This is a genomic window from Kitasatospora sp. NPDC088264, assembly GCF_040685715.1.
GTDB lineage: Bacteria > Actinomycetota > Actinomycetes > Streptomycetales > Streptomycetaceae > Kitasatospora.
This window is the reverse complement of sequence record NZ_JBFBIR010000078.1, coordinates 1-13,099: the sequence shown is the minus strand read 5'-3', so window position 1 is coordinate 13,099 and position 13,099 is coordinate 1. Positions and strand designations below refer to the sequence as shown.

Sequence of the window (13,099 nt, the reverse complement as noted above, 5' to 3'; positions counted from 1 at the left end):
GGGGACCGGGTGGACGACCCGATGAACACAGCACCGGCACCGGCAGCGGCAGCGGCGGCGGCGGCGCCGGAGGCCCCGGCGGCGCTCGCGGCCGACGCCCTGGGCAAGCGCTACCGGGGCGAGTGGGCGCTGCGTGACTGCACGTTCGCCGTCCCGGCCGGGCGGATCTGCGGGGTGGCCGGCCCCAACGGTGCGGGCAAGAGCACCCTGCTCGGCATCGCCGCCCGTCTGCTCACCCCCACTGAGGGCGAGCTGCGGGTGTTCGGTCAGCCCGCCACCACCGAGGACCTGCGCGCCCGGGTCGCGTACGTGGCCCAGGACAAGCCGCTCTACCCCGGCTTCACGGTGGCCGAGACCCTGCGGCTCGGCCGGGAGCTGAACCCGTCCTGGGACCAGGACCTCGCTCAACGGGTCATAGATCAGGGCGAGTTGAGGATGAGGGTGAAGATCGGTTCGCTCTCCGGCGGCCAGCGCACCCGGGTCGCCCTGGCGCTCGCCCTCGGCAAGCGCCCCGACCTGCTGCTGCTCGACGAGCCGATGTCCGACCTCGACCCGCTGGCCCGGCACCAGCTGATGGGCACCCTGATGGCCGAGGCCGCCGAGCGCGGCACCACCATCGTGGTCTCCTCGCACATCATCCCCGAGCTGGACGGCGTCATCGACTACCTGCTGCTGGTGCAGTCCGGGCGGATCCGGCTCTGCGGCGACGTGGAGGACCTGCTGGACGGACACCAGCTGCTCACCGGCCCGGCCGGCAGCGCGCTCCCCGAGGGCGTCCTGGTCGAACAGCGCTCCACCGGCCGCCGGATCGACGCGCTGGTCCGCACCGGCGATCCGGTGGACGGCCCGTGGGAGAGCGGCCGGCCGAGCCTGGAGGAGCTGCTGCTCGGCTACCTCCGGACCCCGGCCGGCACCGCCCGGGCCGCCACCGGACCGGGCACGCAGGCCCAGACGACCGAGAACGGGATCGCCGCATGAGCACCAACGTCCTGGCCGACCGCGCCACCACCGCGGCGCCACCGCGCGAGCCGCGGACCGCGCCCCGCCCGGGCGGCCTGATCTGGCTGAGCTGGCGCCAGAGCCGCACCGCGCTCTGGGCGATCGCCGCCCTGGTCGTCACCGCGTCGGCCACCCTGCTGTGGCTGCACTTCTCCCTCCAGCCGCTGATGGCGGATCTGCGCCGGGCCGAGTGCTCCGAGATCGTCAGCTGGTCCAACGCCGGCTGCCAGGGCATGGTCGCGCCCATCACCCGCCGCACCTACCTGTACACGATGTGGCTCCAGCCGGCCCTGGCCGCCGTCCCCCTGCTGATCGGCATGTTCCTCGGCGCCCCGATGCTCGCCCAGGAGTACGAGCGCGGAACCGTCCGCCTCGCCTGGACCCAGTCCGTCAGCCCGCTGCGCTGGCTCACCGCGCGGATCGCCCTGCCCGCACTGGCGGTGCTGACCGCCGGTGCGGTGCTCGCCGTCCTGGCGACCTGGGTGTGGCGCGCGGACATCGGCGGCCGCCCGTTCACCTTCGATCCGCCGTTCCAGGGCCTCACCTACCCCGTCCTCGGGGTGGTGCCGGTCGCCTGGTCGCTGTTCGCGCTGGTGCTGGGCCTGCTGGTCGGGCAGCTGCTGCGCCGCACGGTGGCCTCGGTCCTGGCCACCGGCGTGCTGCTGGCGGTCGTCCACGGCCTGCTCCGGTGGAACCGCGCCTCCTTCTACCCGTCGGTCAGGGAGCTGGCCCCGCGCGGCGTTTATTTCGGGCAGCCCAACAACGCGTGGCTGATCGACCGCGGGGTCGTGCTCCAGGACGGCCGGTGGGCCTCGAACGAGTTCTGCTGGGACGGCGATCGGACGAAGGGCTGCGAGGATGCCACGAGCAACTGGATCGAGTACCACCCCGTCGGGCACTTCGTGCCGATCCAGCTCGTCGAGACCGGGATCCTGGTGACGCTCACCGTCGTGGCGCTGACGGTGCTCTTCCTCCGGGTTCGGCGGGACGGCAACTCGCTGCGGGCGACCCGGCGGGCCTGACGTCCGAGGTCGCGGCCCCGGCCGGGCGTCAGTCGCGGCTCCAGCGGAGTTCGACCTCCGGGAAGCGCGGTGACGGGCCGTCGAGGAGGGGCGCGGGGCGGCCGCGGAGGAAGTGGTCGGCGAACGCCCGGGTGTAGGCGCGGGTGAGCGCGGTCGCCCGGGCGGGGGCGATGGTGCCGAGCAGGGCGGCGTAGGTGTCGGCGGGGAGGTGGCCCGGCAGGTTGCCGGGGAGGGCGGCGTGCGGCAGGTCGGTGAAGCTGAGGTGGCCGGCGCCGAAGGTGTGCAACTGCCTCCCCCAGGCGTGCTGGTGGCTGCGCCAGCGCTGCCAGGTCTCGTGGTCGGCGAGGGAGGTGAGCAGGAGGAAGGGCCGGTCCAGGCCGAGGTCAGGAACGGGCGAGCCGAACAGGCCGCCGTCGAGGTTGAGGCCGATCCGGAACCGCTCGTCCTGACGCATCGCCTCGGCGGCAGCCGAGCCGCCCATCGAGTGGCCGAGCGCGCCGATCCGGCCCCCGTCGACGCGGAAACGGTCCTGGCGCTCGGTCAGTTCGGTGGTGACGAAGCGGAGGTCGGCGACCCGGGCGGCGATCTCGCGGCGCTCGGAGGCCTCCCAGTCGGCCGGCTCGTCCTCCAGCACGGTGCGCACCAGCCGGCCGTCCGGGAACTCGACGGCGAGGGCGTCGTAGGTGTGGTCGACCGACGCGACGAGGTAGCCGTGGGCGGCCAGTTCCTCGGCCAGCGCGGTGCAGTTGCTGCGCAAGCCGGTGCGGCCGTGGCCGAGCAGCAGCAGGGGGAGCGGGCCGGGGAGCGCGGGCGCGTCGGTACGGGCGGTGGGGCGGACGGCCGCGATGGTGCCCGGATCCAGCGGCAGGCGCTGATCGATGGCGGCGGCGACCCGGGGCGTGGTGTACGGCGCGCGGGGGCGGCCGGCGGTGGCGCGTGCCGGGTACCAGAGCTGCACCATCAGCTCACGCGGGCCGGCGGCGGGCACGAACGGGTCCGGGCGATCGCGGTCGACCAGGTGCAGGGTGGTCGTGCCGACCGGGCGACCGGTGGTGGGGGCGGGCAGGTCGATGGTGCGCGGCCGGGCGGTCTGAGCGGTATTGGTCTGAGAGGCCTGGGCGGGCCCGGTGGGCAGCAGGGCTGCGGCGCCGCCCAGGCCCGCGAGTGCCAGCAGTGAACGGCGCCTGATCATTCAGCATCCCTCGGTGGTGGGGTGGTTGAGGTGCGGTCAGCCTAAGTGGTCCGGACCGGCCGGGCCAGGGGTGGCGGAGCGGTGGGGGCGGTCAGCGCAGGACGGCGAGGACGGCGCCCCACTGCGAGGTGGTCTGCCCGGTGGCGGCGCAGTGGTCCGGATCCGTCGCGATCCGGTGGGCGGTGGTGAGGCGGTAGGAGGAGAGCCGCAGGGCGGGCAAGTTGGTCCAACTGGTGCCGAACTCGGGGGCGCTGCCGCTGTTGCTGCCGACCGTGCCCACCAGGAGGTCGCCCGGCGCGCAGGCGGCGGCGTTGGCCGCGGTGGAGAAGGTCGTCCCGCCGGCGTCACCGGAGGCGCGGCCGACCGACCGGACGGCGGAGACGCCGCGGAACTCGTCGACGGCGACGTGGTACTTGCTCGCCCGCGGGTGGGCGACGCGGATCGAGTCCTCCGCGGTCAGCGCGGACGCCCCGAAGGCCGCGAGGATCAGCACCCGGTGCCGGAGCGAGTCGGTGACGTCCCCGACGATCCGGAAGCGGTCGCCCCGGCTGTCGGTGACCGTGACCGCGCCGGGACAGGTGCTGGTCAGCATCATCGTGACCACCAGGGCGTCACCCGGGGTGACGGGGGAGAGCACCGGAAGGACGATCTCGGTACTGGAGACGGCCTGCTGGTCGAAGGCGATCCGAGAGGCCCAGGACGGTGCGCCGTCGTCGGCGGCCGTGCGTGCCGCCGCCGGCCGCGGGCCCGGCGCGGGGCGGGCGGCCGCTTCGGCGGGCGCGGACTCGGTGTCCCCGGACGGGCAGCCGTGCGCGGACGGGGGCTGGGCGTTCGGCGCGCGGAAGCCGACCACGCCGAGCGTGCTGCCGACGCCGAGCGCCACGCCGAGGAGCAGGCAGAACGCGTGGGTCCAGATCCGGCGGCGGCTCCGGCCCGGTGCGGCCGGGGGCTCGGCGGCGGAGGCGGCCGTGCGGTCGGCCCTGGCGTCGGCCGGGGTGTCGGCCGTGGTGTTCGCGGCGACCGGCAGCTCCGAGGGCTCGACCGGTGGGATCGGCGAGGCCGGTGGGGCCGCCCCCTCGTCGGCGGCGGCGGTCCACCGGCGGTGCCACTCGGCCTCGTCGCCGCCGCAGGCCCGGACGTAGGCCCTGGTCGTGGTCCAGGACGGGAGGCGCGAGCCGGAGGCCGCCTCGTGGAGCGTGGTGTGGGAGATGGAGCCGGCCGTCTTCGCCATCGTGCGGAACGAGGGCTGGCCCGCCCCCAGGCGCAGCCGGCGCAGGTCGGCGGCGAGGGCCTCCGCCGCGCTCGGGGCCTGTTCGCTCTCCGCGGGTTGTGACTCCTGTTCCGCCATGGCGTCCCCCTGTTGTCAGATGTCAGATCCAACGGCGACCGGTGTGTGCTTGTCGCGTACGGATCATAGTGACGCGTGGCTGCGGCGTTACGTGATCGACGGACTCCGGTTGGCAGGACGGGGTGTTCGGGGCGGGCGTCGGCCGGTGTCAGGTGTTGTCAGTTTCCGTCAGGCGGTACCGAACACCGTGGGAAGTCGGGTCAGCTGTCCCAGTCGCCGCGGCCAACGGGGCGGCGCAACGGTCCGACCGAACAGGGGAATCGACATGGCCAAGGGCATCCTCAAGAAGATCGGCCGCCGTGGCGCGACCGCGGCGGCCGTGGTGGCGCTGGCCGCCGGCGCGGTGGGCGTCTCGGAGGGCAGCGCGTTCGCCGACGGCTGGTACGCGCTCCGCTACCACGCGAGCGGCCACGGTGTGGGCGTCTACGCGCAGCAGTACTCCTGGACGGCCAAGGTCGCCGGCGACCTGGGGTCGTACACGTGGTCGTCCGACGAGATCTACATCGAGTGCTGGATCAGGGGCGAGGACATCAACAGCCAGGGCAACGTCTGGTACCAGGTGGGCGGGACGAACGGCAACTTCTTCGGACCGGCCTACGTCTACGGCGCGTACGCCGACGGCAACTGGTACTTCCACAACGGCCTGCGGGCGTGCTGACGACCGGCTGAACCCGTCCGCCCCGCCCGCGCCCCGGGCGGGGCGGCGTGCCGTCAGCCGGACACCTGCCGGGCCGCCGCCTGTTTGATGGCCTCGCGGATGCGCGGGTAGCTGCCGCAGCGGCAGATGTTCTGGATCTGGTCGATGTCCGCGTCGGTCGGGTTCGGGGTGCGGCGCAGCAGGGCGACGGCGGTCATGATCTGGCCCGGCTGGCAGAAGCCGCACTGGGCGACGTCGCAGCCGAGCCAGGCCTCCTGGACGGGGTGCAGGGTGTCGCCGTCGGCCAGGCCCTCGATGGTGGTGACGCGGTGGCCCTCGCAGTCCTTGACGGAGCGGGTGCAGGGCTGGAACTCCTCGCCGTCCAGGTGGCTGGTGCAGGCGCGACAGACGCCCACCCCGCAGCCGTACTTGGGGCCGGTGACGCCGAGCTTGTCGCGCAGCACCCAGAGCAGCGGCATGTCGTCCGGGGCCTCGACGGTGACGGGGTGCCCGTTGAGGGCGAAGGTGTGGGTGGGCATGGGGTGGTGGAGTTCCTTGGCTGGGGGAGTCAGAAGTTGATCGGGAAGGAGCGCGGGCTGGTGCCGGTCGCGCGCGCGTAGGCGTTGGCGACCGCGGCGGAGGCCGCCGGGACGCCCAGCTCGCCGGCGCCGCCGGGCGCTCCGCTCGGCGGCATGAGGTGGATCTCGACGGCCGGCGGGGTGTGCCGCTGCCGGGCGTACCGGAAGTCGGAGTAACTGCCCTCGCGCACGGCCCCGTTGTCGATGTGGTTGCCGGCTTGCAGGATGACCGAGATGCCGTCGATCAGGGCTCCGGTCAGCTGGGCTTCCAGGCCCCGGGGGTTGATGACCCGGCCGACGTCGGCGGCGATCACGGCCTTGGTGACCCGGGGGTCGGCCGGGTCGGTGGCGTCGAGCTCGACGAGGTAGGCGGCGCACCCGCTGTTCTCGTCGTGGTAGCCGATGCCCTGGGCGTGGCCGGGGGGCATCGGGCGGCCCCAGCCGCCGGCCTTGGCGACGGTGTCGAGGACGGCCCGGCCGACGGCGCTGCGCAGCCGGGCGCGGCGGAACGCGACGGCGTCCTGGCCCATCCGGCGGGCGAGTTCGTCCATCATGATCTCGTCGGCGACCCGGACGGTGCCGGAGTAGACCGACCGCCAGCTGCCGGTGGGAACGTCCAGCGGCACTTCGGCGAGCAGCTGGGTGGGGATGCCGACGTTGTACGGGTTCTTCTCGCTGAGCAGGAAGAAGGCCTGGGCGAGGCTGAGCCCGGCGAGCGAGAGGTTGAAGCCGGCGGCGGTGAGCATCTCGCCGAGGCCGTGCCGGAAGTCGGTCTTGACGGTGGCGACGCGGTGCTCGTAGCTGAGCACCTGGCCGAGCGCGTAGGTGGCCCGGATCCGGTGGTGGCTGGCCGGGCGCATCCGGCCGTGGCGCATGTCGTCGTTGCGCGTCCACATGAGTTTGACCGGTCGGCCCGCGGCCTTGGAGATCTGGGCGGCCTCCAGGGCGGCGTCGAAGAACAGCCGCCGGCCGAACGAGCCGCCGCCGCGCACCACGTGGACGGTCACGGCGTCCTGCGGGAGGCCGAGTTCGGCGGCGATGGCCTGCTGGGCGACGATCGGCGTCTGCGCGGCGAACCACAGCTCGGCCCGGTTCGGCCGTACGTCGGCGATGGCGGTCAGCACCTCCATCGGCGCGTGGTTGACGAAGGCGAAGTCGAATTCGCCGTCCAGGTACTGGGTGAGCAGCGGGGGGATGAGGAACGGCGCGTGGGCGGCGCGCAGTTGGGCGCGGATGTCGGAGGTGGAGAGGTTGGCGACCGGGCCCGGGTTCCAGGAGGTGCGCAGCGCGTCGCGGGCCTTGAGCGCCTGGTCGAAGGTCTCGGCGAGGACGGCGACGCCGCTGGGGATCCGGACCACGCCGAGCACGCCGGGCATGGTGCGGGCGGCCGAGGCGTCCAGGGTCCTGAGCGTGCCGTTGATGGTGGTCGGGCGGGCGACGACGGTGGGGACGGCGCCCGGGATCGCGAGGTCCCCGGCGTACTTGGCGCGGCCGGTGACGATGTCGCGGGCGTCGATCCGGCCGGTGGGCCGGCCGACCAGGCGCAACCGGTCGGCGGTCTTGGGGGAGCTGGACACGGCGGGGAGGGCGACGGCGGCGGCCTCGGTGGCGAGGTCGCCGTAGCCGGCGCGGCGGCCGTCGGGGGCGAGGACGGCGGAGTCGGCGGTGCGCAGGGTGTCTGCCGGAACGTTCCAGCGCCGCGCTGCGGCGGTCACCAGCCGGGCGCGGGCGGCGGCGGCCGCGGCGCGCACCGGGTCGTACAGCGAGCGCACCGAGTTGGAGGCGCCGGTCAGCTGGTTGAAGAGCAGTTCGGGGCGGCCGTCGGAGAGCGGCACGTCCACGTCGCCGATCCGGGCGTCGAGTTCCTCGGCGACGAGCATCGCGATGGCCGTGGTGAGACCCTGGCCGACCTCCAGCCGGGGCAGGTGCAGCAGGGCGCGCCCGGCGGCGGTGAGTTCCAGGACGAGCAGGTGCGAGGTCGGCAGGCCGGCGACGATCAGCGCGTCGCCGAGGTCGAGGATGTCCGGGATGCCGGGCAGGCCGATCAACTGCGAGGGGGCGGCGGCGTCCTGGGCGGCCGCGGCGGCGCGGACGGCGGCCCGCGCGGTGGCGGGCGCGGCGGCGTCGAGGCCGAGCCGGGCGCCGACGGTGAGGGTCGGGGCGGCCAGCAGGTAGGTGAGGAAACGGCGGCGGCGGGTGCCGGCGCCGTCCCGTGCGTCGCCCGGGTGGCCGGTGTCGTCCGAGCGGGCGATGGAGGTGCTGATGGGAAGAGCCCTTCGAGCCGATGACGGCGGCGGATCGGGCGGGCACGGCGGCGTCGGGCCCGGTGCCGGATCGCGAATGCCGTTGAGCATAGGAGGGCGTTACTGACCGGTCAATACGGCAAAACTTGGCCCTTCGGCGGGGTCGGTGACGCCCGAAGGCCGCTGGGCGAGGCGGATTCGGAGCGGGTACGGAGGGCGCGGCGGCGGTACGGCCGGGGCCGGTTCCGGGCCCGCGGGAGGAGCGATTCGCCGCCGTCGTACGGGGGTTCAGCGCTCGCCCGCCGGTGCGGTGGGGCCCGGAAGTGGACCAAGGAGTTCCGCGATCACTGGACCTTACCGCCGGTCCGCCTCCTGCCTAGGCTGGGCCGCGAACCGTTGCGAACACCCGGCCCGCGCGCCGCCCCCAGCCAGGAGACCCGTGTCGACCAGCAGCGCCCCGGCGCCCGCCCTCATCCCGCCCCCGGGGCCCCAACGGACCCTCGCCGCAGCCCAGTTGGCCAGCTCCGTCGGCGACGGCGCCTACTACACCTGCTCCGCGCTCTACTTCACCCACGTCGTCGGCATGTCGGCGACCGCCCTCGGTGCCGGCCTCGCCGTGGCCTGGGCGCTCGGCGCGCTGGCGGGCGTCCCGCTCGGCGCCCTCGCCGACCGCCGCGGCCCGCGCCGGACGGCCGTGGCGCTCGCCCTGGCCACGGCGGTGGTGGTCGCCGCCTTCCTGGTGGTCCGCTCCTACGGGCCGTTCCTGGTCGCGGTCTGCCTCTACGCCACGACGCAGTCCGGGCTCACCGCCGCCCGGCAGGCGCTGGTCGCCACCCTGGTGCCGCCCGCCCAGCGCACCGGGCTGCTCGCCCACCTCCAGTCGACCCTCAACGGGGGGCTGGCCGTCGGCGCCGCCATCGGCGGCATCGCGCTCACCGTCGGCACCCGGGCCGCGTTCCTCGGCGCCTTCGTGGTGACGGCGCTCGGCTTCCTGGCCGGTGCGCTGATCCTGCTGCGGCTGCCCGAAGCCCCGCCCGCCCCGGCCCGGTCGGGCGCCGGGCCCCGGCTGGCCGTCCTGCGCGACCGCCGGTACGCCGCCGTCGCGCTGGTCAACACCGTGCTGCTGCTGCGGATGCCGCTGCTCAGCCTGGTCATCCCGCTCTGGATCGCCGACCGGGCGCCCGGGATCGGCTGGCTCGGTTCGGCCCTGTTCGTCCTCAACACCCTGGCCGTGCTGGCCTTCCAGGTCCGGGCGGCGCGCGGCGTCACCGGCCTGGGCCCGGCCGCACGGGCCGTCCGCTCGGCCGGGCTGGTGCTGCTCGCCTCCTGCGCGGTGTTCGGCCTGTCGGCCCTGGACGTCCCGGTGTGGGCGGTCGCCGCGCTGCTGGTGGCGGCCTCCGTCCTCCAGGTGATCGGCGAGATGCGGCAGTCGGCGGGCTCCTGGCAGATCAGCTTCGACCTCGCCCCGCCCGAGCGGATCGGCCAGTACCAGGGCTTCTTCGGCACCGGCGTGGCCGTCGCCCGCACCCTCGGGCCGCTGCTGCTGACCACCCTGCTGCTGGACGGCGGGCTCGCGGGCTGGCTCGTCCTGGGCGGCCTCTTCCTGGCGGCCGGGTACGCGATGGGGCCGGTCGTCCGCTGGGCCGAGCGGGACCGCGACCGGGGCTGCCCGGCGCCGGTCACCTCCGCTGTCGCAGTCCCGTAGCGGCCCCCCCGCACCGGCCTTCTCCGCCGGCCCGGTGCCCTTCGCACCGGCTTTCCCGTCGACCCGGCGCCCTCCCCGCCGGCCCGGCGGCCTCCTCGACGCCCCTGCGCGCCGCCCCGAACCGGCTGCTCAGCCCCGGTCGGGGCCCGCGCCGGCCGCCGCCGCCGCGAGCCCGCCCGAGAATGCTCCGACGGCTGACCGGAAACCGGTGGCCCGGGCCGCCGCCCGCTGGCATGCTGGCCGCGTGGACCGACCCCAGATCTGGCTCGACTTCGCCCCCGAGCTGCACCTCTTCGTCTCCGGGCCCCGGCGGGCCGGCCGCTCGGCGCTGCGCACCGACGGCACCTCGACGCTCGGCCATGTCGTCGAGTCCCTGGGCGTCCCGCTCACCGAGGTCGGCACCCTGCTGGTGGACGGCCGGCCGGTGCCCGGGTCGCACGTGCCGGTCGACGAGGAACACGTCACCGTCCGGGCCGTGGACCGGCCGCAGCCCTCGCCCGCCCCGCCGCGCTTCCTGCTGGACGTCCACCTCGGCACCCTCACCCGCCGACTGCGCCTGCTCGGCGTCGACGCCGCCTACGAGAACCCGGACATCGGCGACGCCGCGCTCGCCGCCCGCTCCGCCGCCGAGCAGCGCGTCCTGCTCTCGCGCGACCGGGGCCTGCTGCGCCGCCGCGAACTGTGGGCCGGCGCCTACGTCTACAGCCACCGCCCCAACGAGCAGCTGCGCGACGTGCTCTCCCGCTTCGCGCCCCCGCTCGATCCGTGGAGCCGCTGCACCACCTGCAACGGCACGCTGCGCGAGGCCGACAAGACCTCGGTGCGCGAGCAGCTGCGGGACGGCACCGAGCGCTCCTACGACGTCTTCGCCCAGTGCGTCGACTGCGGCCAGGCCTACTGGCGCGGCGCCCACCACGCCCGGCTGGACGCGATCGTCACCGACGCCCTCCGCGAGTTCGGCACGTCCGCCGGCGGCTGAGACCGGCGCGGGGCCACCGTCGGACCGGCGCGGGACCGGCGCGTCGAACTACGGGACATCTCAGGGTGGCGGCCGGGCGCCGAGGCGTGTTCTCATCGGCGGTGGGGGGCGGGACCAAGGTACTCCGTGACGTGAGAGAGGCCGGGTCGGATGAGCAGTCAGCCAGTGCAGCAACCGTTCCAGACAGCGGACGTCGGTGACGTCCAGGTGGTGACCGCACCGGACGGGGCCGCGGTGTTCCCGCTGCTGGTCCTGGACGGACAGGGGAGCCTCGCGGTGTTCGAGCTCGCCCCCGGGCAGGTGTCGCACGCGGTGTCGCACGCCACCGTGCAGGAGCTGTGGCAGGTCGTCGAGGGCGCCGGGGAGCTGTGGCGCCGCCAGGGCGGGCGGGAGGAGACCGTCCGGCTCGTGCCCGGGACGGCGGCCTCGATCCCGCTCGGTACGGCGTTCCAGTTCCGGGCCGACGAGGACGCCGACCGGCCGCTGCGGATCGCCGCCGTCACCATGCCGCCCTGGCCCGGCACCGACACCGAGGCCAGGCCCGAGGACGGCCCCTGGAAGGCGACCTCCCGGTGAGCCGGGCAGGGGGGATCCCGCGCCGCCCGCTGGCGGCGCTGGTCGCGGCCGCGGCCGCGGCCGTGCTCGGACTCGCCGTGGCGCCCGCCGCGGCCGCCCCGGCCGCCGAGCCGCACCTCCAGTCGCGCTACGTGACGATGCCCGACGGCGTCCGCCTCGCCGTCGACGTCTGGCTGCCCGAGGGGACCAGGGACGGTGCGAACCTGCCCACCGTCCTGGTCACCCAGCGCTACTGGCGGGCCCGGGTCTACCCCGGCGCACCCGGCAACGGCGGCCGCAGCAGCGACGCCGACGGCTGGAACGCCCATGGCTACGCCTACGTGGTCGCCGACCTGCGCGGCACCGGCGCCTCCTTCGGCACCCTGAGCTCCGAACTCGGCGCCGACACCGTCGCCGACAGCGGCCCGCTCAGCGACTGGATCGCCGCCCAGCCCTGGTCCAACGGCCGGGTCGGCACCACCGGCGTCTCCTACGGCGGCGACACCGCGATGCTCGCCACCGCCCTCGGCAACCACCACATCACCGCCGCCGCCCCGATCTCCTACGACTTCGACCCGTACGAGGACCTGGTGCGCCCCGGCGGCCTGCTCATCGAGCCCCGGATCGCCCCGTACGCGCTGCTGCTGCGCATCCTCGACCAGGCCGGCGGCACCACCTGCGACACCGACGAGCAGACCCGGCAGGTCTGCGCGGCCACCGGCCTGACCGGGGCCGTGCCCCGGCCGGTCGACGGCCCGGACGGACCGGCCCTGCTGGCCGCCGCGCGCGCCGAGCACACGGGCAACGCCAACCTGGTCGACATGGCCGAGGCCGGTGTGTACCGCGACTACCAGGACGGCCCGAAGAGCTGGACGGTCGGCAGCGTCGGCGAGAAGGCCGACGCCGTCGAGGCCGGCGGCGTCCCCGTGCTCACCGACGCCGGCTGGCTCGACGCGGGCACCGCCAACGGCGTGCTCTCCCAGTTCACCGGCCTCTCCAACACCCAGGACGCCTGGATCGGCCCGTGGAGCCACGGCCAGGGCTACCTCGCCGACCCCTTCCAGCCCGCCCGCCACCTCACCGACCAGGAACGCGCCCAGATCGCCCAGCGGACGTTCGACTTCTTCGACCGCTACGTACGGGCCGACGGCCGCCCCGACGGCACCCGGCACCTGCACTACTACACCTTCAACGAGGGCGTCTGGCGCACCACCACCCGCTGGCCGCTGCCCGGCACCCGCCCGCAGCGGCTCTACCTCGGCGAGGACACCACGCTCAGCCGCCGGCGGCCCGATCCGGACGACCGCCCCGGCGCCGACCTGCTGCGCCTCGACCCCACCGCCGGCACCGGCCCGCTGGACCGCTGGAACACCAACCTCACCGGCAACCAGGTCAGTTACCCCGACCGGGCCGCCGTGGACGCCAAGCTCCTCAGCTACACCACCCCGCCGCTGACCGACGACACCCGGGTGACCGGCAACGGCCGCGTCACGCTCGACGTCACCGGCCTCGACGGCACCGCCCAGGGCGCCCTGCACGTCTACCTGGAGGACGTCGCCCCCGACGGCCGGGTCACCTACCTGACCGAGGGCCAACTCGCCCTCGCCGACCGGGCCGTGGCCGACCGGGACGACAACCCCGACTGGCGCCGGCTGCGCACGCCCCGCAGCTACGCGGCCACCGACGCGGCGCCCTTCCCGCAGGGCCGGGCCCGTCGGGTCACCATTGACCTGCAACCCGTCGCGGCGCCGCCGCGGCCTGCGCCCGCTCGTGCTCCCCGACCACGGTGTCGCCCAGGATGCGGCGGTCGTAGAGGTTGCCCGAGGGCGCGGGTACGTACA

Annotated in this window: 11 protein-coding genes; 7 read left to right on the top strand and 4 right to left on the bottom strand. The window is 75.1% G+C overall.

The features are described 5' to 3' along the window. Window positions 1-21: 21 nt before the first annotated feature. The gene (locus AB0O82_RS34970; protein ID WP_363588475.1) at window positions 22-978 is read left to right on the top strand and encodes an ABC transporter ATP-binding protein; all 957 of its coding nucleotides are present in this window, start codon (window positions 22-24) and stop codon (window positions 976-978) included. Next, window positions 975-2,021 (top strand): hypothetical protein, encoded by a 1,047-nt coding sequence (locus AB0O82_RS34965; RefSeq protein ID WP_363588473.1) that lies wholly within the window; start codon window positions 975-977, stop codon window positions 2,019-2,021. Before AB0O82_RS34970 ends, AB0O82_RS34965 begins: the two co-directional genes overlap by 4 nt. 28 nt (window positions 2,022-2,049) lie before the next feature. On the opposite strand, the gene AB0O82_RS34960 is transcribed toward AB0O82_RS34965, so the two are convergent. Continuing rightward, complete coding sequence (locus AB0O82_RS34960; protein ID WP_363588471.1) at window positions 2,050-3,213, bottom strand: alpha/beta hydrolase; 1,164 nt, start codon at window positions 3,211-3,213, stop codon at window positions 2,050-2,052. A 91-nt stretch (window positions 3,214-3,304) separates the two neighbouring features. Further along, complete coding sequence (locus tag AB0O82_RS34955) at window positions 3,305-4,561, bottom strand: hypothetical protein (RefSeq protein WP_363588469.1); 1,257 nt, start codon at window positions 4,559-4,561, stop codon at window positions 3,305-3,307. 265 nt (window positions 4,562-4,826) lie between these two features. Between AB0O82_RS34955 and AB0O82_RS34950 the strand changes: the two genes are divergently transcribed. Continuing rightward, window positions 4,827-5,219: a hypothetical protein gene (locus AB0O82_RS34950; protein WP_363588467.1), complete on the top strand. Its 393-nt coding sequence runs from the start codon at window positions 4,827-4,829 to the stop codon at window positions 5,217-5,219. A 53-nt stretch (window positions 5,220-5,272) separates the two neighbouring features. On the opposite strand, the gene AB0O82_RS34945 is transcribed toward AB0O82_RS34950, so the two are convergent. Together AB0O82_RS34945 and AB0O82_RS34940 are read right to left on the bottom strand one after the other, a co-directional pair. Next, complete coding sequence (locus AB0O82_RS34945; RefSeq protein ID WP_363588465.1) at window positions 5,273-5,737, bottom strand: (2Fe-2S)-binding protein; 465 nt, start codon at window positions 5,735-5,737, stop codon at window positions 5,273-5,275. A 29-nt stretch (window positions 5,738-5,766) separates the two neighbouring features. After that, window positions 5,767-8,130, bottom strand: coding sequence for a molybdopterin cofactor-binding domain-containing protein (locus AB0O82_RS34940; protein WP_363588463.1), 2,364 nt, complete (start codon window positions 8,128-8,130; stop codon window positions 5,767-5,769). Between the two features lie 328 nt (window positions 8,131-8,458). Between AB0O82_RS34940 and AB0O82_RS34935 the strand changes: the two genes are divergently transcribed. The 4 genes from AB0O82_RS34935 to AB0O82_RS34920 all read left to right on the top strand — a co-directional run. Further along, complete coding sequence (locus tag AB0O82_RS34935; RefSeq protein ID WP_363588462.1) at window positions 8,459-9,724, top strand: MFS transporter; 1,266 nt, start codon at window positions 8,459-8,461, stop codon at window positions 9,722-9,724. A gap of 244 nt (window positions 9,725-9,968) precedes the next feature. Beyond that, window positions 9,969-10,703 (top strand): Mut7-C RNAse domain-containing protein, encoded by a 735-nt coding sequence (locus tag AB0O82_RS34930; RefSeq protein WP_363588460.1) that lies wholly within the window; start codon window positions 9,969-9,971, stop codon window positions 10,701-10,703. Window positions 10,704-10,853: 150 nt separating this feature from the next. Next, window positions 10,854-11,279, top strand: a complete 426-nt coding sequence (locus AB0O82_RS34925) for a cupin domain-containing protein (protein ID WP_363588458.1) — start codon at window positions 10,854-10,856, stop codon at window positions 11,277-11,279. Further along, window positions 11,276-13,099, top strand: a 1,824-nt coding sequence (locus tag AB0O82_RS34920) for a CocE/NonD family hydrolase (protein ID WP_363588456.1), incomplete at its 3' end; no start/stop codon positions are given. The genes AB0O82_RS34925 and AB0O82_RS34920, both read left to right, overlap by 4 nt.

Excerpts from the sequence above, each read along its gene's own strand:
- AB0O82_RS34965 (WP_363588473.1), top strand. The coding sequence starts at position 975 with ATGAGCACCAACGTCCTGGCCGACCGCGCCACCACCGCGGCGCCACCG.
- AB0O82_RS34940 (WP_363588463.1), bottom strand. The coding sequence starts at position 8,130 with ATGCTCAACGGCATTCGCGATCCGGCACCGGGCCCGACGCCGCCGTGC.
- AB0O82_RS34955 (WP_363588469.1), bottom strand. The coding sequence starts at position 4,561 with ATGGCGGAACAGGAGTCACAACCCGCGGAGAGCGAACAGGCCCCGAGC.
- AB0O82_RS34925 (WP_363588458.1), top strand. The coding sequence starts at position 10,854 with ATGAGCAGTCAGCCAGTGCAGCAACCGTTCCAGACAGCGGACGTCGGT.
- AB0O82_RS34945 (WP_363588465.1), bottom strand. The coding sequence starts at position 5,737 with ATGCCCACCCACACCTTCGCCCTCAACGGGCACCCCGTCACCGTCGAG.
- AB0O82_RS34970 (WP_363588475.1), top strand. The coding sequence starts at position 22 with ATGAACACAGCACCGGCACCGGCAGCGGCAGCGGCGGCGGCGGCGCCG.
- AB0O82_RS34960 (WP_363588471.1), bottom strand. The coding sequence starts at position 3,213 with ATGATCAGGCGCCGTTCACTGCTGGCACTCGCGGGCCTGGGCGGCGCC.
- AB0O82_RS34950 (WP_363588467.1), top strand. The coding sequence starts at position 4,827 with ATGGCCAAGGGCATCCTCAAGAAGATCGGCCGCCGTGGCGCGACCGCG.